This window comes from Niallia sp. HCP3S3_B10 (genome assembly GCF_052064465.1).
GTDB classification, from domain to species: Bacteria; Bacillota; Bacilli; order Bacillales; family Cytobacillaceae; genus Niallia; species Niallia hominis.
Genome location: NZ_JBQHVO010000037.1, coordinates 16,634 through 39,510 on the forward strand (window position 1 = coordinate 16,634; position 22,877 = coordinate 39,510).

A 22,877-nucleotide genomic window follows, 5' to 3' on the forward strand; every position below is an offset into this window, starting at 1 on the left:
AAAGGAGAGAGAGAAATGAAGGCATATACGATAAGGGAAGCATCAAAAAAACTTACGACAACCCCAACAATGTTAAAACAATGGGAAAAGGACTTACAAGGAATAATCATGATACCAAGAACAAAAACAGGTGCACGTATTTATACAGAAAAAGAAATTACTTTACTTCATGAAGTCAAAAATTTATATAAAGAAAAAAGGAAAACAAAAGAAGTGAAGGAATCATTAACGATGCTAATTAATCGACCTAAAAAAGAAGAAAGTAAAGAAGAAGATAAAGCAGAGCAAAACGAAAATACTTCGATTGAAGTACTTAAAAAAAATACTAACGACACACTAGAATCGAATTATCCGTACACAGCGGAACAAAACTTCCGATTGCTGCTATCCTCCTTGGAAAATTATAAACAAGATTTTCTAGAAGAGGTCAAAGGGGAAATCAGAAATGGTATTAAAAAAGAAGTTTTAGAAACAATTACAAAGGAAATAAAAGCAGGCAATGAAGAAGCCATTCATCACATTACAGATACTGTGAACAAAACACAGGAAACAACGACTGAACATTTAGAGGAGTTTTCAGAACTATTACATACAAATACAGAAAAAACAGCGATAGAATATGAAGAAATTCGCTCTAAAATAAAAAAACTTTCACAAATATCAAAAGCAGAAAGAAAAACATATTCTAAACAATGGACATCAAATGTGTCTTCTACCAAAGAAATGAAATCAATGATTGAAAACCTTTCAAAATCTAATGAAGAATTAAATAAAACAGTTGAACAACTAAACGAAAATGATCAATATTTAATGGAAACACTTCGTTTAGAAAGAGAACAAATAGATAAAGAAATTAAACAAAGAGAAAGAAACTTTCAAGAATTAGTGCAAACCTTCCGTCATACAGCTGCCTCTCATGAAAAAAAGAGACAGTGGTGGAAAATTTGGTAATCTTATTTTATTAGACTATTTATGCAAAATCATTAAAGCTACGTAAAATTTCTTTAAAGAGTAAGCAAACTTTTTTCAAATTTGCTTACTCTTTTTCTTTTGGTCATTTTATATGATAGTATGGTAGTGAAGAAATGTATTAGTATGTATTAATTGGAGGTCAAGATGTCTACAAATTATAAAATTTTATTCCTTGATATTGATGGGACGATCCTCACACCGGATGATACGATTCAAGACTCAACCAAAAAAGCAGTTCAGTTAATGAAGGAACAAGGATTAGAAGTCTTCTTAGCTACTGGAAGACCATTACACGAAATATCTCATATAGGGGAAACACTTGCGATAAAATCATTCATTGGCTACAATGGCGCTTACGCTATACATAATGGTAAAGACGTATTTAGACAACCAATGAGTCCTGACTTAGTAACTAAATACTTAGAAATTGCAAATGATAAAGGAAATGAACTAATTTTATATACAAATACACATAACCTTCTTTCTCATCCTGACGGGGAGATGACGAAGCAATTTAGCAAGAAGTTCCATCTTAAGCAAAATAGAACATTTACACTTGATGAGAAAGAAAATATCCTTGGAATTACAGTTGTGAACTTAAAAGAAAAGGATATTGCCTTATACGAAGAATTTCCTGATATTCATTTATCCCAAGTAAATATCGATGGATTTAGACATTCCTATGATGTAATAAGTGATAAAGTCAATAAAGGATTTGCCGTGTCACTGATTCTAAAAAGATTAGGGATTGAGAAGGAATTCTCCATCGCCTTTGGAGATGGTCTTAACGATAAAGAAATGTTGCAAGTAGTAGGGGAAGGCTTTGCAATGGGAAATGCTCATGAAATGTTATTTTCTTATGCAAAACATAAAACAACTTCTGTAACAGATTCCGGAATTTATAATGGGTTAAAATGGCTAGGATTGATTAAAGAATAAAATTTTACATAATACTGCTGTCTAAAGACTTTTTCAAAATTTTAAAGGGTCAGACTCCTTATCCACTGGAGACTGACCCTTTTATTACACTTCCGAACTATTCTCGCCTACATTTTCGCCATTTAGATGCTGCAAAATTTTCTTATCGTAATATTCTTCATTCATTTTGTAAGAAATTTCAAATGCAGGCGTTGTTGCAAACTCTCTTTTTATAAAATAATAATTTTCTTCTTTTATTGGCTCTGTTAAATCAAGCATGATTGTAATCTCAAGTGAAATAAGATTTTTGTTTTTGGTAATTGTTACAGTTGGATTTGTGCTTCTTCCAACTTTATTTATTAGCTTCTTATTAAAAAGCATAGAAAAATATAGCTCATTGCCACTTTTATTCTTCTTATTCAGTTTCAGTAAATAGGAATCGCCTAGATCTACTAATTTCTCTTTATCCATATTTTCTATTGCTAAAATTAATCGTATGTACGTACCTTCTACTGGTGAAATGTTTATTTTTGTTGTACTCATTTGTAACCTCCTCTTACTTGAAACCGCAAAATTGACCCTTTTTATCATATGACAACATACCCTTTATTATAACGAAAAAAGTGTACCAATAAGATAACAGGATAAATCAATAATATTATTTCAATATATTTTTTCTGTTATAACAGTACTACCTTTTTCTCCTACCTTGTATATTCTTGTCTTTCTTAAGTTATATTGCAAATAAAATGCTTATAAGTTTTTCAAATCGAAAGTTAATGCTTTTAAAAGGAAAAAAATAAATCTAAAGTGTATAATAAAGGATATTACCTTATTAATAGTTAAAAGGGAAATTTAGGTTGAGGAGTTTTGAATATGAAGGAAATTAAAACAGTAGAAACATTTGAAGAAATCATTAACAATGGCGAAACAAATATCGTAAAGTTTTTTACCACTTGGTGTCCAGATTGCACAAGAATGGATATGTTCATAGGGGAAATTATGGAAGCTAATAACGATAAAACCTGGTATAGCCTTAATAAGGATGAATTACCAGAAATAGCTGAAAAGTATGACGTAATGGGAATTCCAAGTCTGTTAATTTTTAAAGATGGCAAAAAAACAGGTCACCTACATAGTGCCAATGCAAAAACACCAGAACAAGTAGAAGAATTTTTGACAGCACAAAAGTAAATTTTTTGATAGAAAAGACGAGAAGAATTCCCTTCTCGTCTTTTCTATTGCCTTTTCTACTCTATAATCAACCAGTGTTGCGTAAACCTGCAGCAATACCATTAATCGTTAGAAGCACTTGATTCATTAATTCCTTATCCGGTATTTCTTGTTCACGAAGCTGTTTAATTAACTCTACTTGGAAGAAATTCAATGGGTCGACATATGGGTTTCTTCTATAAACAGATTCTTGAATTGTCGGCGTATGATCAAGTAATTCTTCAATTCCCGTAATTTCGAGTAATATTGCCTTTGTCTTATCATATTCTTCTTTAATATTTTGATAAATGCGATTACCAATAGCTTCATTTTCAACAAGGGAAGAATATTCTCTAGCAGTTGTTAAGTCTGCTTTCATTAGAGCCATTTGTAAATTATCAATCGTGGATCGGAAGAATGGCCACTTAGCATACATTTGCTTTAAAATTTCAATATTGCCTTGCTTTTGATTTGCAAATTCAGAAAGACCAGTACCAGAAGCATACCATGCAGGTAGCAATTGCCTACTTTGAGTCCATGCAAATACCCATGGAATGGCACGTAAATTTTCAAATGTAGTTTTATTTTTTCTACTCATTGGTCGAGAACCAATTTTTAAGTTTCCTATTTCGTTTAAAGGTGTCGCTTCTTTAAAATAGGTCATAAAATCAGGATCATTAAATACTAGTGATTGATATTTTGCCAAAGAAATAGCAGATATTTCTTCCATGGAACTTTCCCAAAGGCTTCTTTCCTCTTTATGTTCACTAATATCCTTCGAGATATGAGCAATTGCCATTAACAATGTCGACGTTGCTTGTTCCAAGCTTCGATAAGCAATATCTTCCAACAAATAACGAGAAGATAATACTTCCCCTTGTTCTGTAATCTTTACTCCATCCCCTAATGTTTCAGCTGGTTGAGATAGAATGCTTTTATTTAAAGGACCGCCGCCACGACCAAGGGAACCACCGCGGCCATGGAAAAACTTCAAGCCGATTTGATAATTGCTTGCCATTTGGTGAATCTCTCGTTGTGCCTTAAATAGCTTCCAGTTCGCCGTTAATGTACCGCCATCCTTACTTCCGTCAGAATATCCTAACATAATTTCCTGTTGGTCATTATGCCGTCTTAAATGCTCTCTATATACTGGCATACGAAATAAAGTTTCCACAATTTCTGGACCTGCAATTAAATCCTCGATTGTTTCTAATAATGGTGCAACATTTAAATGACTTTCAACTGTTCCATCAGCATGTAAGCGATAAATTCCCGCTTCTTTTGCCAATACAAGCACCTCAAGAATATCACTTGGTGATCGTGTCATACTTATTAAATAAACATTAATTGCACGCTCACCAAATTTTTTATGAGCTTCCCTAATCATCGTAAAAGTACTAATCATTTCCTGTGTTTCTTTTGAGTAGTCTTCGTTTAGCAAAAGAATCGGACGAGGATCTTTTAAAACAGACTCCAATATACCTAATTTTTCATTTTCAGGTAGATTTTTATAATCATCTGTTATGCCAACTTTGCGCAAAATCTCATCGATTGCAGATTCATGTTCTCCACTATGGTTTCGAATATCCAATGTTGCTAAATGAAAGCCAAATAATTGCACTTGACGAATTAATTTTTGCAAATCCTTTTGCTGATGAGCTTTCGGCTGATGTAGTGCAAAGCTTTCTTGAATTATGTATAAATCTTCTAACAATTCTTCTGCTTTAACATAGCCTTTTTCAGATTTCCCATATTCTTTTAATCTTTCTAAAATAATTGAAAACTTTCTGCGGTATACTTCTTTTTCTACTGGCCATTTCTTTTCAGGAGTCAAATATAGCTGTTCTTCTTCCATAATCGTTTGAATTAGCTTCGAACTAACTTTCACTCGATTAGTGGAATGACTAAATTTCTTCATTAATTCATCGACTGCACCGATGTATTTTTGAATTACTAATTCATTTTGCTTATGAAGTGTTTGCCATGTAACATCTGGAGTTACATTCGGATTACCATCTCTGTCTCCACCGATCCAAGAACCGAACCATAGAAAATTAGGTACTTTCCATTCAAAGTTAGGATAGTTTTCTTGAAGTGCATCTTGAACTTCTTGATGGATTTCCGGAAGAACATCAAACAAAGTTTGTTCAAAATAATACAGCCCATTTCTTACTTCATCCATTACAGTAGGACGTTCTTGACGAAGCTCATCCGTTTGCCACATGATGGTAATTTCCTCAAATAAATCATCATTGAAATGTTGTCGTTCTTTCTTTGTCAGCATCGGATTATCAAGTTGTTTTAAGATAGTTGCAATTCTTTTTTGGCTTTCTAGAATCGTACGTTTTGTTGATTCAGTCGGATGTGCAGTAATAATCAATTCTAATGAAAGGGTATTTAGCACCTCTTGAATCGTTTCTTCCGATAAATTCTTTTGTTTAAATGCCATAATTGCACGCTCAATGGAATATGGCTGGACGCCTTTTTCCTGACTTAATTGATATTCTCTTTTGCGACGAATACGGTGGTTTAATTCAGCTACATTCACCAAATGAAAATATTTGGAAAATGCTCGAATAACTTGTCGACGTACAGGCTTTTCTAATTGCTCCATTTCAAGCTTTAATTGATTATATGTATGTTCATTGTTTGTCTCGCGCAGTTCCTTTGCTAACTTACGTATGATCTCAACCTTCTCTAATAATTCTTGACCTCCATGGTGGATAAGTACTTCACCAAGAATATTTCCGAGGTGTTTTACATCTTTTCGCAAAGGTAAACTACTCTCATTTCCTTTTATCTTTGTTGTCATTAGATTACCATCCCTTAATCTAAATTTTTAATTAACTACTCTATTATCATTAATCGTATCACTATTCTTTTAAAAATTCATTAACTAAAATCAATTATTAATAGATAGAAAAGATAGATTACAGATAATCCATCTAATAATTATATTATTCATTCGGAAATACACTTAAAATGGATTTATATTCCAATCGCTGGCGCGTGTAATAAGAAAAAATTGGTAAAATTTAATTTTGGGCTCCAAATCTATATTACATAATTTATATAACCTAAATAATTAAATGTGTAAACCCATTTTCAAAAAATAACTGAAAATTGACGGATTTTTTTTGGTACATGTTCCATTTAGAAGCAAATTATATCACATTTATAACAGGATGAAAACAAGCACTAGCGTTATGTGTTTTATTATATAAAAAGAGGAAGTGTTTCCACTTCCTCTTTTTTTAATGATGATGATGTTCTTTCGCTGGGTTATAAATTGTAAAACCTGGTTGCGGAACATGAAAATATTGAATCCATACGCCATCCAAGAAATCAGCATCTCTTGTATCTAATAAGATCGGAATGTCTTTATCAGACTGAACAACTTCATCATGCTCGGTCTTTTGGTCCAATTTCAAATCATAATGTGCATGATTTCCATGATTCTCTGTTATGTATACACGAATCATTTCGCCTTCTTCCGCCTTTTCTAGCATTTGATTGAGTACTTTTACTGCGTGTCTGTTTATTTTGACTTTCATCTAAATATTCCTCCTAAAGCAAAACCTTGCCTTCTTCTAAATACTATTCCATTGTAATCTCCCAAAGAGATGTTTGCAAATATTCAAGCCTTTTTCAGCAATTTTCCTAAATGGTTCTTATTTGCATAGGAATCGTTAGAATGTCTTAGGTGCACTTAAAACAAGCAAATAAAAAAGCAACCCATTAACAAACCTGGATCGCAAATAAAATGATACTAATTAAATCATTGCAAGGTCTTTTTGAATGGCCTTTAAATCATTTAATTCTCTTGCAAATACTTCAAATTTCTCTTTATTTAAAACATCTAAAGACTCATTGACTTTATAGTCTAAATAATTCATTCTCAATTCCATATCTAGTAATGAGGTAATCTTTTTATTTGCGATAAATTCTTCTATTTCATCAACAAACATAAAGAAACTAAAATCATTTATCATAACGAGTAGAAGCCAACCAAGGGAATCTACATACTTTTTTTCTTCTGTAACTGTAATAATATCCCCTTTATGTAAATCAAGTCTGAATGTATGTTCAGGTCTAGGACAGGTACATTCGATCATATATTGAAATGGAGTTAAAACAATGAAATCATTTTTCATTATATCTTACACCTTCCTAATCTTTTCTTTTATTATTTGTCTTTATTTTAAATGAAAATGATTATCACTGTCAATTATTTTTCCTATAATTATACTGAAAATACAAATATATTTGCCTAGACCAGCAGCATGACTACACTTTGATTTCCATGGGGCAACCGACAAGCCTTACTCGCCATTCCAGGAAGGAGACAGCCTAAATAAAAAACCTTTCATATCTCCTTTAATTTTCTAATCGCAGGAAATTTATGAAAGGTTTTCTGATTTCTGATTCTTAAACAGAATGTGTTTCTACAACCGTACTAGTTTCTACACTACCTTTGACTGTATTTCGGTGCGCTATTTTTTCCTTAAAAGTACTCATCATAAAGGAAATAATAAACACAGACACTATACTATATAAGCCTCTAACTATACCTACACTATATAGACCAATCAAAATAACAATTGTATCAAAAATAAAATTTGTCTTCCCCATATTCCAATTAAATTGCTTTTGAAGAGTAATAGACAAAATCTGTGCTCCTCCTAATGAAGAGCCATTCATAAATAAAATGATGGTTCCTATCCCAATAATGAATCCGCCCATAATCGAACCTAATAAAGGATAAAAAGCTATGGATGGAAGAATAATTGGGAGTAAAGAAGAAAATAAAGTAACTAAGGATACGGCTAAAATTGTTGAAAATGTGAACTTCTTTCCCATTTTAAAATAAGCCAGTATATAAAACGGGATGTTTATTAAGGTGAATAAAATGGAAAAAGAAATAGGTAGCAAATAAGATACACTTAATGCCAGACCTGCTGTTCCTCCTGTAACGATGGACGAGCCTTTTAATAAATACAAACCAAATGACGTAAGAAAACATCCGAACATCATAACTATCATTTTTTTCAAATATAACACTCCTAAAGTAACGTAAAGTAAGTGGAATAGTAATTTGAGGATTCATGGGTGAAATCCTATAAAAATATGTGGTTTTTTTGTGGAATTCTTACATATATAATGATAGAATATATCGAAGCAATTTTACATACCAATCTGAATGTATTTACCCTGTACACCCTCAAATTCGCATAAATAATTATACTAATACATTCAATTTGCAAAAAGGAGCATTTATTGAAATGGATAAAGTTGACATACAATTACTTAAAATTTTACAGGAAGATGCCAGAATTACGGTTAGTGATTTATCCAAAAAATTAGCATTAAGCCGTCCAAGTGTGTCTGAAAGGCTGTTGCGACTGCAAGAAAAAGGAATTATTTTAGAGTTCAGTGCGAGAATATCGCCTGCAAAACTAGGCAGAGAAACCCTCTTATTCATTCAAATTAGCGAGCTTAAAGAAGAACCACATGTGTTTGAGGAATTCATCAAATCAGAAACAGATATTATTGAATGTCATCGGGTGACTGGACCTGTAAGCTATACTATAAAAGCAGCTGTTTCAGGAATAGATGGGATGAGAAACTTAGTTGATCGACTTATCCCGTATGGAGCGATAAATACATCAGTCATTTTAGCATCCCCAGTTCCTTACAGACATATATTGCCAAATGACCAACCAGAAGATTAAGGTGAAAAGTCTGGTAATCATAAGCATATTTAATCGCTTATGATTACCAGACTTTTAATCTTTCTTATTCAAAATGGGCAATAAATCATGAAGATCATGTATCTCATAAGTAGGCTGAATTTCCTTTTTTTCTACATTCTCCCGATTTATCCAGACTGATTTAATTCCCGTTTTATTCGCACCTTTAATATCTGTCATCAAATTATCTCCCACCATTAAACATTCCGACTTATCTACACCAAGTAGTGAAACAGCATGTTCAAAGATGGACGGGTCAGGCTTTCCTTTTCCAAAATCCCCAGAAATGACAATATGATCAAAATAAGGAGAAATTTCAGGCGTAATGGATAGCTTTGTATTTTGCAAATGAGGGGAACCATTTGTCAATAATAATAAGGAGTAATTTCCTTTTAATTGATCTAAAATAGAAAAGGTTTCCTCATAAACATGTGGCGATTGCTTTCTGTATTCTGGAAAAGCTTCTGCTAATTTCTCTCCAAATTTCGGATCATCAATTCCTAATGCTAGCAAACCTTTTGTCCATGCCTCTTTTCGATAAATCGGAATAATCTCTCTCATTTTTGGAAATGAAGCATGCTCTTCAAGAAATTCTCCCCACAGTCCTTCGAATGGATTAATGCCAATCATTTTCGTAAAAGCATAGGTATCATATCCTTCATATAGAGCTCTTGCCTCTTTGCGAACCGCTTCTTCTAAATGTTCGGCAGAAATATTAAATTTTTCTTCTGCAAGCTTGCATGTCTTTAAAAAAGCGTCTTGCACACTTTTTTTATCCCATAACAACGTGTCATCTAAATCAAATAGAATTGCTTTAATTGTCATTCTCCACGTTCTCCTTTTTTATGTAAGCGATGATTTATTGAAAAATTACTTTTTCAAATAGAATAAAAGAAAAAGTTACCTTCTTTAATAGATTACAAACGTTTTACGATTACGTAAACCCTATATTTAAATAAAAAGGATTCTGCAATCTTTATGCAAAATCCTTTTAACAGTACCTATCCAGTACATTAATATTCTAAAATATCATTTGCGTTTTTTTATAAAAACGACTTTTAAATAATTACTCTCTTTTACATCTTTTATATTGGCAAAATCATTTGGTAAGCCAAATTGCTCTAAAATTTGATATCTGTCTTTTTGATGGGAAAAGGCTGCATCGATAAAGCTTTTGAATTTTTTCATATCAATAGTAGCACAATTAGTGGAAGCGACAATGATTCCATCATTATTAGTAATCGCAATTGCTTCCTTAAGTAAATTTGTATAGTCTTTTGCTGCTCGAAAAGTATGTTTTTTGGAACGAGCAAAGCTTGGTGGATCCAGAATGACCATGTCAAAGGAAAACTGTTTCTTTACTGCATACTTAAAATAATGAAAAACATCTTCTACTATAATGTTTTGACTCGTTAAATCTATTTCATTTAGTAAGAAGTTATCTGCTGTTTTTTGTTTGGAGCGATTCGCTAAATCAACACTTGTTGTTGATTTACTGCCACCAACTGCTGCGGCCACGGAAAATGCACCAGTATAAGAGAAGGTATTTAGAACGTTTTTACCATGCGCATATTTTTCGCGAATGGTTCTACGCACATCTCGTTGGTCTAAAAAGATCCCTGTCATAGCTCCTTCGTTTAAGTTTACCGCATATTTAACACCATTCTCTAATACAGTAATGGGAAACTCCCCTCTTTTGCCGCTCACAAAATCATCATCTTCTAAATAAGTTCCTTTTTGATCAAATCTTTTTTTCTCGTATATCCCGTCCACATCTAATAATTGTTGTAACGATTCTACAATCCAGCTTTTGTATTTATAAATTCCAATACTGTACCATTGTATTAAAAGATATTTGTTATAAGAATCCACAGTGAATCCACCAATTCCATCCCCTTCTCCATTAAAAATACGAAAAGCTGTTGTATTTGTATCTTTAAAATAGGAAACTCTTCTATCAATCGCTTTCTTCAATTTCCTTTTAAAAAATGAAGCATCAATAGGAATGTTTTGCTCTCTCGATAAAATCCAGCCGATTCCTTTATTTTGAATGGCATAATATCCTCTGCCAATAAACTTATTCCTTTTTGTTACGACATCGATTATTTGCCCTTCTTCTAGACTGTTGGTAGATGCAATAGCGTCTTTATATAATAAGGGATTACCATTTAGGAGGTTTTTTTCATACGGAGTTTCAATTTGTACTGTTACAATATCCATTTTGTCACCTTTTACTTTCAGAGCTGATATTTTATTTCTTTTTCTATTATACATGAAATGATGATAGACGCTAGTGCTAGAGGGTATTCACATAGATAGGCATCCTATAATTAGCAGGATGCCTCTGTTTCTTTTATTTTGCGGTAATGATTTCATCTACAATCCCATAACTTTTTGCTTCTTCTGCACTCATAAAGTAATCTCTTTCTGTGTCATGTGCTATTTTTTCAATAGACTGACCTGTTTTATCTGCAATAATCTGATTTATATGACTTTTAAGCTTCACTATTCTTCTGGCAGAAATTTCTATTTCTGTTGCTTGCCCCTTTGTACCACCTAATGGCTGATGAATCATAATTTCACTATTCGGCAAGGCATATCTTTTTCCTTTCGCGCCAGCAAGGAGCAATAACGCACCAAAGGAGGCTGCCATTCCTGTACAAATCGTACGAACATCTGGTTTGATATAGTGCATCGTGTCAAATATAGCAAAGCCAGCTGAAGTTGATCCTCCTGGACTATTTATATATAAGGAAATATCTTTATCTGGATCCTCGGCCGCGAGAAATAACAATTGTGCGACAATATTATTGGCGACAGCATCATTGATTTCATCGCCTAGCATGATAATTCTGTCCTTCAATAATCTTGAATAGATGTCATAGGATCTTTCTCCACCTGATGATTGTTCAATTACATATGGAATCGTGCTCATTTTTTTCGCTCCCATTTTAATAAAGTGTTTAAGCTGCCATAAGCATGGAATGATGTGACGGATATTTTTTCACTTGTTTCGCTAATACGCTTTCCTTATAGATGAAGTTAAACAATATAGCTGGATCTTCCTTTTTTAAAACTTCATAATAGAGGTAACTAAGTGCATCTCTATTTTCTTCTAGATGAAGTTTTCCAGAAGAGCCATCTTTTTTTAATTGAGTTCTTGCCCGAAATAAAACTGATTTAGCTGCAGTCTCACTCATATTTAGTTGCTCGCCAACCTCTTTCAAACGAAATTGAAATCCTTCCACAAGCATATATACGATACCTTGTTTTAATGTCAGCTTTTCAGCAAGATATTCAGCAAGTATCATGGAAGTTAAACTATTTTTTTCTATTCCTATTTCTTTTGCTTGGATGCCAATTAGGTCTTTCTTTTTTCTTTGCTTATCGATTCGCTTATTTCTGGCTATTTTTTTTAGTAATGCCGGTGTAATATCTTGCTCTTTATAATTTTCTATCGCTTTTAAAAGAGAATCTTGGATTAAATCTTCCCGTTCCCATTTGTCCATCGAAAGATATTGACAATAAAGGTCGAGTTTTCGATACAGTTCGTTTATATCTGGTAGTTCCCCTCTCATCCTTTCATCCCTCCTTTGGCTGTTTATATATTAAACGTTTGAAAAAGCAAAAAAGATACGGGGATAATACATTTATTTCTTTTCATTTTTGCTTTCTTCTAATCGATACTTTTTTCCATTCTCATTTTCTGCCGTTTCATCATCTAGGTTCATTGATGCAAGCAACTTTCTTGCTCGGTCTTCCATCATGTTATAGCTTTGCCACTTTACATCTCTTTTTTCAAGAAGTTCTTTTTTTGCGAGTAATACATGTTTTATGCTATTCATTTCTCGATTTCTTTCGTAATAATTCATTAGAACAGGTACTGTAGAAAGGGATAGTGATTCAATATATTGTAAATCGATTAAATTTGTCTCTTCAAATCGCTCTAAATTTTTACTAACGATAAATCGATCCACATCAATTACATTAAGCCCACAGTAATATAACAATGCAAGCAGCAAAAAAATGCGCATAAGCTGAATTTTTTCTATCCAAATCTTAATCATCGTAAAAGCAAATAACACTGCTAATAGGAAAATAAAGGAATGGGAAAACAATCGTAAATATGTGTAGCCGTAAGCCTGTTCATATAAGCTTAATCGCAAATGTGCAGATAAAAGAATTATAAAACTGAAAATAATTAGTAAGGATAAACTAGTTTTTATTAAGATGGTTCTACTTTTACTAAATCTATTGACTAATAAGGTGATTGAGATATTAATAATCGTTACAATAATCAACTCAAAAAATCCTCTTTTTGCATAAGTTGCATAGGTAAAACCATTCATTAATACATCATTAAAAAAATATTGAAACTCAAATATTGTATAAAACAAATACAATCCATTTATAGAAATTAAAATTGTTAATAAGGTCGCTTGTTCCCAACTCCTATTTATTTCCTTTTTATCTTTCAAAATTATAACTGACTTCTTGCTAATTGTTTTTATCCATAGTACTAAAAAAACAAATACTAAGAGGATACGGAGGAAAATACTTATTTTATCTATATTAAACGATACAAGATGTGTAATCATTTTTTCAATCAAAATGCTAAAATACTGGTCTGATGAACTTAAGAGAAAAATTAAGACAAATAATATTGGTAATACGATAACAATTCCTAATAATATTCTTTTTGCTATAGCATAATTCCTTTCATTCTCATATTCCTTTATCCTTTTTCGCACAAGTATTGATAGATACCTACTAAATTTAAATAAGGAGGAAAATTTCTTTTGCATGTACCAAAGGAATTCAACATTGCTCCAACTAAGAAAAGATGGACTTGTGATTAGAATTGTATGTACACCTATTAACAGAAAGATGACCAACAGATTAACAGCATAAAAAGGTGGATTTGCAACGAAAACGAAAGACAAAGTTAAAGTCCAAATACATATAAAAATATAAATTCCAACGATTCGATGTGTATGAGTCTCCTTTTTCGTCATGTAAAAATAAAAAACATAATAAGCGACAACAAAAAAGCTAAGAGAAATACCAATTTTCTCTGTAAATAATGTCACTTCTGCAAAAATGGCAAGCAATAAACATCCGATAAAATAAAAACTATTTTTCTTATTCATTTCTATCTTCTCCTTTACATAGAAATTCTATATAGTTATTTTAAAAAATAGCATCATTATACAAAGTAATTCTAGGTAGACTAAAGAAGAACAACTTAAATAGACTTCGTTGTTCCAAAGCGAAATGCGAGAAAACATATTGGGTACAAAATAATCGTAAATGCGATACAAATCAAGATAAATTCAGGTGTAAGTAATGGATCAAAAAAGGTTATGGGAATAATGTTGAAAACAACTGAGCACATTAGCGCAATATTCGGAATTAACGAGATACAAAACGTTTTCATTAATAATTTTTTACCACCAAGTCCAAATTCCTTCCCGACTTCATACCCTAGTAAGAGCCAAAAAAATAAATAGAGCACAATAAGAAAGAATGGAATACTAGTAAGAAATAACCATAATCTACTAATGATTGGATTCGAAATGTGATGGTAAATAATCGTTAAACCAATCCCACCTGTAAAGAATATTAAATTTGCCAAAAAGAAATTCCATTGCGTATTCTTTGCTGTCATGGTTAGTTCTTCTTGATATAATGCAGCAATTTCTTGAGGTGTGCCTAACTTTTCTACCGCGATAAGGATTGCTTCTTTTACCGTGCACTGCTCGCTTAATAGAATATCTTCTAGCAAATCAGTGAGATGATGCTCATATTCCATGCATATCTCCTCTGATTGATTATGGTTCTTTAATAACTCTCGAAGTTGTTTCATAAAGGAATCTTTTGAATAAATCATAGCCCTTTTCTCCCGATCACTTTATCTATGGTTTGCACAAAATTTTTCCATTCAGTGGTCTTTTGCTCCAAGATTTGAAGACCTGTCTCTGTTATTCGATAATATTTTCTCGCTGGCCCTTTTTCTGATTCTTTCCAAAATGATTCTACATATTCTTGTTTCTCCAATTTATGTAGGGCAGGATATAAGGTCCCTTCTTTTACCTGTAAAGAGTAGTCGCTTCTCCTCTCCATCTCTTTAACAAGTTCATATCCATACATTTCTTTTTCTGCTAAAAGCTGGAGCAGGATTAAGGAGGTACTCCCTTTTACCAATTCTCTGTTAAACATTGTTTCACCTACCTAGAATTAAAATGTACTATAGGTAGTATTTTAGCGTCCAAACCTATATAATGCAATATTTTGCTACAATTCCTTCCACTAATTTTTTCCTGCAACCTTCTTGTGGTACTATATAATCCACAAGTTCTTTACTATACATAAGGTGAAAGGTGTTTTATTTCATGGTAAAAACGCATAAAAAAGAAACTACTTCACATTTAATAATGCGATACTTCATGCTCACAATTGGGGCTGCTTTTGCAGCAATCGCTATTGATTTATTCTTAGCTCCAAATACGATTATTGATGGCGGTGTCATCGGGATTTCCTTAATTCTTAAATATAGTTATGGTCTAAGCTTTGGAGTCCTAGTGTTCATTCTCAATCTCCCTTTTTTATATGCGGGCTATAAATACATTGGGAAAAACTTTTGTATTTCTTCCCTTTATTCGATTATAATGCTCGCTATTATTGAATTTTTGCTCGAACATTTTGAGCCAATAACTACACAGCCACTACTTGCAACAGTTTTTGGCGGATTATTGCTTGGGGCTGGTGTAGGGATTGTCATTAGAAATTCTGGTGCCTTAGATGGCACAGAAATACTTGGAATCCTCCTCACTAAAAGAATCCCGTTTTCCGTCGGAGAATTTGTGATGTTTATCAATGTCTTTATTTTCTCCTGGGCAGGGTTCGTATTAGGCTGGGAACAAGCGATGTTCTCCATCCTTACCTATTATATTGCGAGTAAAGCGATTGACTCTGTTATCCAAGGCTTTGATGATACAAAAGCTGCAATGGTTATCTCTGATGAATATGAAGAAATTGCACAAGCCCTTTCTGATCGTTTGGGCAGAGGAGTAACAAAACTTAAAGGAAAAGGCGGCTATTTGGATCAAGAGAAGGAAGTATTGTATGTAGTATTTACACGATTAGAAGTAGCTAAATTCCGAAGTATCGTCCAAGAAATCGACCCAAATGCTTTTATTACGATTATGGATACACAGGAGGCTCATGGCGGGAAATTTTCTAAGTCTGCGATTCATTGATTTTTTTCTGATTAGCTATATGATAATCTTTATTAAAGCTGGGAACAAACTAAATAGATAATCTTTAAAAACGAGCACTCTATGCGCCGGGGAGGAGGCTTGGCGCTTTACAATGGAAAGCAACGTGTATTCAGTCTGCTGGTAATACAGCAGACTGAATGGTAATTTTCTTATTAAGGATAAAAAAGAACAATCCCACATTTTATTTGTATACTTATTTATGTTTATCCTTAAAATAGGATACGAATGTCCCAGCCTTTTTTACTCCCTCCACAAAACTGCCCAAATAAGAAACGAATTCCACTTTTTTTCTTATTGGTGTGCTATAGCAAGGAATATGTAAACTTAACGAAAATAGGAATGTTAAAATATCTCTAAATAAATATTATTACCTTAATTTTAAAAATTTTCCGGCAATCTTCTTATACTACGATCAATTCCATCTAAATAAGCTTTTAAATCATTAGTTTGCAAATGTATTTCTATACCAATAAAAATTAAAGCACATAATATGCCAAATAGTAATACAGCTAGTAATCTATTCAATAACTTTCTCCCCTTTAACGTTCTTCTTCATCTTACCATGGAATCATTGCAAGTTATCTAACGAAAATACCATGTTATTAAAAGGATTTTATAAATACATTTAAAAACAAGATTATTAAAAAAAGTACCCCAAAAATCGCAGCTATAATTTCAGTAACCTTATCATTATTATCCTCTTTATTATCTTTATTAATTAGTTTTCTATATTTAGCTTGTATTTCTCTTTTTTTATCATTAGTCGATTTCATATTAACCCCCTCTTGATTAGATTTTTACATTCGATTAAAGTTTAAGGATTTATCATTCTTGTTCAACTTCAATGAGTTTTATTAGCACATCTATAAAATATCGAAAAGATATTTTATAGATGTGTAGTTATATGAGAGATAAAATAACAGGCAGCGTTATTAAACTAGCTAATGTACTAAATAAAGTCGCACTAGAAACAAAATCTGGTTCTGTTCCATATTGAACAGCGTAAAGTGTCGTGTTTGCTGCAGCTGGCATTCCAGCAAGTAGGATCATGATTTGCTTTAATAGCTCATCTACTGGCAAAATGAATGTCAGAAGCCAGGCAATAACTGGCGAGACAATTAGCTTTAAAAACAAAGAGATGGATAAAGGTCGATAGGCAATTTTTCTGACACTTACATTAGCGAGCTGGATGCCCAATACAAGCATCACAGTTGGTATAGCTGCATTTCCAACTAGTTTAATAGCTTCTAGCATTGTTTCTCCAATCGGTATTTGCAAGGAATGAAAAATAGTACCTAATATCGCCCCATACATAACAGGTACCTTTAGCACTTTCTTTAAGGTATCTGTTCCGTTCCCGTCGTCAACAGAACCTTTCGCTGCATAGTAGACACCTATCGTCACCATGATTAATTGTTGAATAACCATTAAAATAACTGCATAATGTAAGCCAGGCTCACCGAACACGAATAAAACAAGTGGTGTGCCATAATTGCCGTTGTTCATAAATGCGGAAGATAAAATCATCCCACATGTCTTCCTAACCGAATACCCTCTAAAATAGCCAATAACATAAACAATAGCAACAATACCTAACACTAAAGTTAATGCATAAAGCGTCATATACAAATAGTCCATTGTAAAAGTTGTTTCATAAAATACACTAAATGACAATAATGGTGTCATTAAATAAACAGATACAGCTGATACAGATTTAATGTCAATATGAAGCTTCTTTTGCCCAATAAATCCAACAGCGAAAATAAAGAAAATCGGTAATAAAATACTTAAATACTCCAATATCATCATCCAATCTACCTAATGTATGGCTTCATCTAAAAGTAGAGTCTACACTTTCTAGAATTTTTCCACCCTGCTGTTAGTTTCTGACTTGCCCATCTCCATAAATGAAGTATTTAACAGATGTTAATGCATTTAGTCCCATTGGTCCCCTTGCATGAAGTTTTTGTGTACTTATGCCAATCTCCGCTCCATAGCCGAATTCAAATCCATCTGTAAATCTAGTACTAGCATTATGGTAGACTGCTGCTGCATCCACTCCTGCTAAAAAAGTAGTTGCATTTTCTTTATTCTCGGTAATGATTGCTTCTGAGTGTTTTGTTCCATATTTATTAATATGATTGATTGCATCCATAACTCCTTTTACAACCTTTATACTAATCTTTAAAGCAGAATATTCTGTATACCAATCATCTTCTGTCGCTTCTATTGCTGTTTCATATGCAGCACAAACTGTTTGATCACCGTAAATTTCGACTCCTCTATTGTCTAATGCTTGTAATAGCGATAATCCATTTTGCTTAAACCATTTTTCTTCTATTAAAATAGTTTCTAGAGCATTACAAACAGATGGGCGCTGAGTTTTTCCGTTTAAGCTGATTTTTTTTGCCATGTCGATATTAGCTGTTTCATCGATATATAAATGACAATTTCCAGCCCCAGTTTCAATAACAGGAACAGTTGCTTCTCTTACTACTGTTTCAATTAACCCTTTTCCACCACGAGGTATTAAAACATCTAAGAATTCTTTTAAATGGAATAGCTCTTTTGCCGTTTCCCTGCTCGTATCCTCGATTAATTGAACAGCTTCTTTAGGCAAAGCTGATTTTTCAAGTGCCTTATGAATGGAATGAACAAGTGCTATATTTGATTCCTTCGCTGAAGAACTCCCTCTTAAGACAATACTGTTTCCTGTTTTCAAGGCAAGGCTTGCCGCATCTATGGTAACATTTGGCCTTGCTTCATAAATCATGCCCATTACTCCAATTGGAACTGTTTTCTTCAGTATTTTTAGACCATTATCTTTTTCTATTTCTTCCACTACTACACCCACTGGATCCTTCAGCTTCACTAGCTCCTTTAAAGCGGAAGCCATATCCTTCATTCTTTTTTCATCCAGCATAATTCGATCTAATATAGAAGAAGTAAGACCGTTTTCTTTTCCCTTTTCAAGATCGACCTTATTCGCTGCCATAATCAAGTCTTTATCTTCTAATAATTGATTACTAATTAATAATAATGCATCATTCTTTTCATCTGTTGATTTATTTAATAATTGATAGCTTGCTTTCTTTGCTAATTCACCTTTTTGATAAACCTCTCCCATTTTCATCTCTCCCTTGTCAAATTTTCACCCATTTATCACGGTGAATTACTTCCAATTTCGGATTTTTATCCAGTCTTTTTTCTGCCGTTCTTTGTGTGATGATTTTTTTTAATTCTTCAGAAGAGTAAAGCACTTCACCTTTTCCAATAATGCCATTTATACCAAATACCTCTACTACATTCCCTTTTTCAAAAATACCTTCTACTTTATAAATCCCTGCTGGTAATAAACTACTCCCATTATGAACCAAAGCAATTTCTGCCCCTTCATCGACATACAAGCTTCCTTGTACGGTGGAATGCAGTGAAATCCATTGACGATTACTATTAATCAATGTTAACGCATCGGAACCAATATAAGTTCCATCCCCATTACCATCCATAATATCAATTAACTTATTTTCACCCGATCCTTTTCCAATGAATACCTTTACACCTAATGACAATGCTGTTTCTGCTGCAATGAGTTTTGATTTCATACCTCCTGTTCCAACCTTTGATCCACTACCTTTTGCTGCGTTTTTCCATACTTCTGTAATTTCCGGCAAATAATCAATTCGTTTTGCCGATTGGTCTTCTTTCGGATTCTTGTTATACAAACCATTAATATCTGTAAGAATAATCAATTGATCTGCATGTATAAGACCACTAACGAGAGCGGATAACATATCATTGTCTCCAAATGTTAATTCTTCTACAGATACAGTGTCGTTCTCATTAATAATAGGCAAAATATTTCTTTCTAATAATTCTGTAAGCGTGGAATAGGCATTTCGGTATCGATCTCGCTTGGAAAAATCGTTGCGCGTTATTAAAATTTGTGCTGGCACTATGCCATACTTACTTAATTGTTCATTATAGCTTTGAATTAATAAGCTTTGACCTACAGCAGCTGCAGCCTGCTTTCCTTTGAGTGTGACTGGTCTTGTCGGATAGCCTAATTTTGCAAAACCAGCCGCGACAGCACCAGAAGAAACTAATAATACTTCATGGCCATTATTTTTTAAATTGGCAATGCTTGCAATATGGTCCCCTAATTTTGATTGGTCGATTGCACCCTTTGAATCTGTGAGAGAGCTGCTTCCGATTTTTACGACAATCCTTTTTTTCTCCATGTTATTTCCTCCGAACTTTAGTAAACCTGCGCCTATTTTTACAAAGAAATAGAAAAAAGCCCTTTTCATTTCCTTATAAAAGGACGAAAAAGGGCTTTCCGTGGTACCACCTTTATTGAATCAATTCAAACAATTGATTCCACTCTGTCTGATAACGCAAGAAATGCGCCTATTGTAATAGGACTTGAAAGGTAGGTTCTGTGAACTTTTATAATGAAGTCTTTCAGCTTATAAACTTCACTCTCTTTTATAAAAGCGTCTCACATACTAGTCCTTTCGCTTCGTTCATTTTTCTTTTTACTAATTATAAGCAGTTTTTTCTGTGGTTTCAATTGTTTTTTTTATTTATCGACCAGAAAAAATATTTTTTAGTGTGAAGAACAGAAAAACTAGTTTTTTATTTCTGCATCTTCTCTATTTAGAGCCCATTTTCTTATTGCATAGGCTACTCCATTTTCATTATTTGTTAAGGTTACAACATCTGCTGTCTCCTTTACAAAGTCCTGAGCATTTCCCATTGCCACTCCTATGCCAGCTTCTTTAATCATGCTAATATCGTTCAGGCTGTCTCCAGCTGCCAATACCTGATCCATTGAGATATGTAATAGCTCACATACTTTTTTGAGGCCTCTTGCTTTATTAATTCCTAATGCATTTACCTCAATATTTACAGGGGATGAATTACTGATTTCAAAACATTTCTTCTCTTGTAAACTGTTCAAAACCTTTTCTCTAATTTGATTATCTTCAATATGAAAACCAAACTTTAGCCACTCTAATTCTCTTACATTTTCCGGCATCTCATCAAACCATAATTTATCACAGCTAGTTGCCCACATTTTTGCTTTGTGTTGCTGTGCTAGGCCCCACATCCATTGGATATGATTGGCATCCACAAGATTTCTTTCAATTAAATTTCCCTTTGTATCCCAAATTTCACTACCGTTTACTGTAACTAAATATGATTTTAATAAAAGACTTTTTGCGTGATCCTTACAAGTAGCAAGAGAGCGACCTGTACTTAACACAACATGTAATCCATTATCGTGGGCTTCTTTAATTGCTTTTCGGTTTTCCTCTGGTATTTCCCCTTTTTCATTCAATAATGTCCCATCCATGTCAAGAGCAATCAGCTTAATGTCCTTATCTTCCAACTTTTTCGTCACTTTGCTTTTCCTCCTAATTTTTATATTTAGAAGTGATAGCCAAAAAATACGACTGACAGAATACCACTTTCTTAAGGCCCTAGCTTCATATCTTGCTTAGCCAAAGCATCTTTTTTTACTATGTAAGATGATTACTATTTAATCTTGTTTACTGTTTGGACAAATAAATTTCATCTTACATGCCATTCATTTTTATCAACACTTTATCTACAAGCATTAATTCCTACATATTAACATAGTATAACGATTTCTTTTGAAAAAGTAAAAAATTCCGATAACTCCAAATAAACTTCATATAGTTATTACATTCTTAACATATCTTTCATGATTTAAATAAATATTCAGTCACAAAAACCATGATTATGCTTCAATGCTACTATTTATGTGTATTTTCTTACTCGAATATACACTATGCAAAATCATCCCAAGCATTACAAAACAAATACCGAGAAGACTAATAGAGGTTGGTAAAGGAGAAGATAAAAAGATTATTTCACCAAACAAAGCAAATAAAACTTCCAATGATTGTGTTGCTTCTACAGCCCCTAATTTAACCATATTGTCTTTAACTAAGTCTGTTGCTGCAAAAAATAATACCGTCGCAATAATACCAGAAAATACTGCCACGATTGCTGATTGACCTACCTGCTGCTTTCCAGGAAGCCCGACTGTTAATACACCAATAATAGATAATAGAATCCAAAATGGAAGACTTGCAATTGTCATTCCTAATACACGTTGAAAAACATCTAATCTATCATTACAAAGCTCCATCATCTTTCGATTCCCTAACGGATACGCAAATGATGCAATAAGTATAGGAATAAGACAAAATAAAGCATCCTTTAGAGAAATAGATACAGCAAATTCTAATTGCATAATGATGACTCCAACAACGATTAAAATGGAAAAAGTTAAACTTTTTAACGGTATTTTTTTTCGAACTGATTGAAGATTTCCATCTCTTCCAATCTTATTTTCATAAAATAAAGGTGTGAGAAATATGCCAGAAATGATTGTAAGCTGCCAAGTACCCGCCACAAGCCAACCTGGTCCATATGCACCCGCAAAACAAATCCCAGCGTAAAAGAAACCAAAACCAACAGTACTCCATATTAACCAAGAAGCAGGATTTTCTTTTAACTCTTGCCATACAACCATTAAGTTATTTCTACACACCACAATTAAAATTAAGAGTGGCAACATAAAAAAATAACGTAAAGAGGCACTCCATAACCAGCTTCCTCCACCTATTTCCATCGACTGATTCAACACAAATGTAAACGCAAAAAATAGCGCTGCAAATATCCCTAAAATAATCGGTCTCAATAATTTACC

The 22,877-nt window shown here is 33.0% G+C and carries 24 protein-coding genes and 1 other annotated feature; of the genes, 5 read left to right on the forward strand and 19 right to left on the reverse strand.

The window, feature by feature from the left end; genetic code table 11:
- The first annotated feature begins 15 nt into the window (after positions 1-15).
- Together ACTNDN_RS15660 and ACTNDN_RS15665 are read left to right on the forward strand one after the other, a co-directional pair.
- Positions 16-951 (forward strand): MerR family transcriptional regulator, encoded by a 936-nt coding sequence (locus ACTNDN_RS15660; protein WP_031538683.1) that lies wholly within the window; start codon positions 16-18, stop codon positions 949-951.
- A gap of 165 nt (positions 952-1,116) precedes the next feature.
- Positions 1,117-1,911: an HAD family hydrolase gene (locus tag ACTNDN_RS15665; RefSeq protein ID WP_235252136.1), complete on the forward strand. Its 795-nt coding sequence runs from the start codon at positions 1,117-1,119 to the stop codon at positions 1,909-1,911.
- A gap of 84 nt (positions 1,912-1,995) precedes the next feature.
- Here ACTNDN_RS15665 and ACTNDN_RS15670 read toward each other — a convergent pair whose 3' ends face one another.
- Positions 1,996-2,433 carry a hypothetical protein gene (locus tag ACTNDN_RS15670; protein ID WP_031538686.1) on the reverse strand — a complete coding sequence of 146 codons (438 nt, stop codon included), beginning with the start codon at positions 2,431-2,433 and terminating at the stop codon, positions 1,996-1,998.
- Positions 2,434-2,766: 333 nt separating this feature from the next.
- On the opposite strand from ACTNDN_RS15670, the gene ACTNDN_RS15675 reads away from it, so the two are divergent.
- Positions 2,767-3,084: a thioredoxin family protein gene (locus tag ACTNDN_RS15675; protein WP_031536788.1), complete on the forward strand. Its 318-nt coding sequence runs from the start codon at positions 2,767-2,769 to the stop codon at positions 3,082-3,084.
- 67 nt (positions 3,085-3,151) lie between these two features.
- On the opposite strand, the gene ppc is transcribed toward ACTNDN_RS15675, so the two are convergent.
- The 4 genes from ppc to ACTNDN_RS15695 form a co-directional block, all read right to left on the reverse strand.
- Complete coding sequence (ppc, locus tag ACTNDN_RS15680) at positions 3,152-5,914, reverse strand: phosphoenolpyruvate carboxylase (protein WP_031536787.1); 2,763 nt, start codon at positions 5,912-5,914, stop codon at positions 3,152-3,154.
- Between the two features lie 442 nt (positions 5,915-6,356).
- Positions 6,357-6,656: a heme biosynthesis protein HemY gene (locus ACTNDN_RS15685; protein WP_031536786.1), complete on the reverse strand. Its 300-nt coding sequence runs from the start codon at positions 6,654-6,656 to the stop codon at positions 6,357-6,359.
- Between the two features lie 219 nt (positions 6,657-6,875).
- Positions 6,876-7,256 (reverse strand): hypothetical protein, encoded by a 381-nt coding sequence (locus ACTNDN_RS15690; protein WP_441131439.1) that lies wholly within the window; start codon positions 7,254-7,256, stop codon positions 6,876-6,878.
- A 274-nt stretch (positions 7,257-7,530) separates the two neighbouring features.
- A complete protein-coding gene (locus tag ACTNDN_RS15695) occupies positions 7,531-8,145 on the reverse strand; it encodes a YitT family protein (RefSeq protein WP_441131459.1) in 615 nt (204 codons plus the stop codon).
- 239 nt (positions 8,146-8,384) lie between these two features.
- On the opposite strand from ACTNDN_RS15695, the gene ACTNDN_RS15700 reads away from it, so the two are divergent.
- The gene (locus ACTNDN_RS15700) at positions 8,385-8,834 is read left to right on the forward strand and encodes an Lrp/AsnC family transcriptional regulator (protein WP_031536783.1); all 450 of its coding nucleotides are present in this window, start codon (positions 8,385-8,387) and stop codon (positions 8,832-8,834) included.
- A gap of 54 nt (positions 8,835-8,888) precedes the next feature.
- On the opposite strand, the gene ACTNDN_RS15705 is transcribed toward ACTNDN_RS15700, so the two are convergent.
- The 7 genes from ACTNDN_RS15705 to ACTNDN_RS15735 form a co-directional block, all read right to left on the reverse strand.
- The gene (locus ACTNDN_RS15705; RefSeq protein WP_441131441.1) at positions 8,889-9,677 is read right to left on the reverse strand and encodes an HAD family hydrolase; all 789 of its coding nucleotides are present in this window, start codon (positions 9,675-9,677) and stop codon (positions 8,889-8,891) included.
- Between the two features lie 204 nt (positions 9,678-9,881).
- Positions 9,882-11,072 (reverse strand): class I SAM-dependent rRNA methyltransferase, encoded by a 1,191-nt coding sequence (locus tag ACTNDN_RS15710; RefSeq protein ID WP_235252139.1) that lies wholly within the window; start codon positions 11,070-11,072, stop codon positions 9,882-9,884.
- A 133-nt stretch (positions 11,073-11,205) separates the two neighbouring features.
- Positions 11,206-11,787 carry an ATP-dependent Clp endopeptidase proteolytic subunit ClpP gene (clpP, locus tag ACTNDN_RS15715; protein ID WP_031536780.1) on the reverse strand — a complete coding sequence of 194 codons (582 nt, stop codon included), beginning with the start codon at positions 11,785-11,787 and terminating at the stop codon, positions 11,206-11,208.
- A gap of 28 nt (positions 11,788-11,815) precedes the next feature.
- Positions 11,816-12,430 carry a sigma factor-like helix-turn-helix DNA-binding protein gene (locus ACTNDN_RS15720; RefSeq protein WP_031536779.1) on the reverse strand — a complete coding sequence of 205 codons (615 nt, stop codon included), beginning with the start codon at positions 12,428-12,430 and terminating at the stop codon, positions 11,816-11,818.
- 72 nt (positions 12,431-12,502) lie between these two features.
- Complete coding sequence (locus ACTNDN_RS15725; protein WP_031536778.1) at positions 12,503-14,002, reverse strand: DUF4153 domain-containing protein; 1,500 nt, start codon at positions 14,000-14,002, stop codon at positions 12,503-12,505.
- A gap of 95 nt (positions 14,003-14,097) precedes the next feature.
- Entirely contained in the window at positions 14,098-14,742 is a 645-nt protein-coding gene (locus ACTNDN_RS15730; RefSeq protein ID WP_441131443.1) for a hypothetical protein, read from the reverse strand.
- Complete coding sequence (locus tag ACTNDN_RS15735; RefSeq protein ID WP_235252140.1) at positions 14,739-15,071, reverse strand: PadR family transcriptional regulator; 333 nt, start codon at positions 15,069-15,071, stop codon at positions 14,739-14,741. Before ACTNDN_RS15735 ends, ACTNDN_RS15730 begins: the two co-directional genes overlap by 4 nt.
- Before the next feature lie 173 nt (positions 15,072-15,244).
- Between ACTNDN_RS15735 and ACTNDN_RS15740 the strand changes: the two genes are divergently transcribed.
- A complete protein-coding gene (locus ACTNDN_RS15740) occupies positions 15,245-16,111 on the forward strand; it encodes a YitT family protein (RefSeq protein ID WP_441131445.1) in 867 nt (288 codons plus the stop codon).
- Between the two features lie 399 nt (positions 16,112-16,510).
- Here the strand turns inward: ACTNDN_RS15740 and ACTNDN_RS15745 are convergent, their stop codons facing one another.
- The 7 genes from ACTNDN_RS15745 to ACTNDN_RS15775 form a co-directional block, all read right to left on the reverse strand.
- Positions 16,511-16,657 carry a hypothetical protein gene (locus ACTNDN_RS15745; protein ID WP_441131446.1) on the reverse strand — a complete coding sequence of 49 codons (147 nt, stop codon included), beginning with the start codon at positions 16,655-16,657 and terminating at the stop codon, positions 16,511-16,513.
- 77 nt (positions 16,658-16,734) lie between these two features.
- The gene (locus tag ACTNDN_RS15750) at positions 16,735-16,905 is read right to left on the reverse strand and encodes a hypothetical protein (RefSeq protein ID WP_441131448.1); all 171 of its coding nucleotides are present in this window, start codon (positions 16,903-16,905) and stop codon (positions 16,735-16,737) included.
- 127 nt (positions 16,906-17,032) lie between these two features.
- Positions 17,033-17,932: an AEC family transporter gene (locus ACTNDN_RS15755; RefSeq protein WP_441131460.1), complete on the reverse strand. Its 900-nt coding sequence runs from the start codon at positions 17,930-17,932 to the stop codon at positions 17,033-17,035.
- A gap of 79 nt (positions 17,933-18,011) precedes the next feature.
- The gene (locus tag ACTNDN_RS15760) at positions 18,012-19,259 is read right to left on the reverse strand and encodes a glutamate-5-semialdehyde dehydrogenase (protein WP_031536772.1); all 1,248 of its coding nucleotides are present in this window, start codon (positions 19,257-19,259) and stop codon (positions 18,012-18,014) included.
- Between the two features lie 16 nt (positions 19,260-19,275).
- Positions 19,276-20,373, reverse strand: coding sequence for a glutamate 5-kinase (gene proB, locus ACTNDN_RS15765; RefSeq protein WP_251628759.1), 1,098 nt, complete (start codon positions 20,371-20,373; stop codon positions 19,276-19,278).
- 76 nt (positions 20,374-20,449) lie between these two features.
- Positions 20,450-20,664: a binding site (T-box leader), on the reverse strand.
- A gap of 98 nt (positions 20,665-20,762) precedes the next feature.
- A complete protein-coding gene (locus ACTNDN_RS15770; RefSeq protein WP_441131450.1) occupies positions 20,763-21,539 on the reverse strand; it encodes a Cof-type HAD-IIB family hydrolase in 777 nt (258 codons plus the stop codon).
- Between the two features lie 360 nt (positions 21,540-21,899).
- Complete coding sequence (locus ACTNDN_RS15775) at positions 21,900-22,868, reverse strand: DMT family transporter (protein ID WP_031536769.1); 969 nt, start codon at positions 22,866-22,868, stop codon at positions 21,900-21,902.
- Positions 22,869-22,877: the final 9 nt, after the last annotated feature.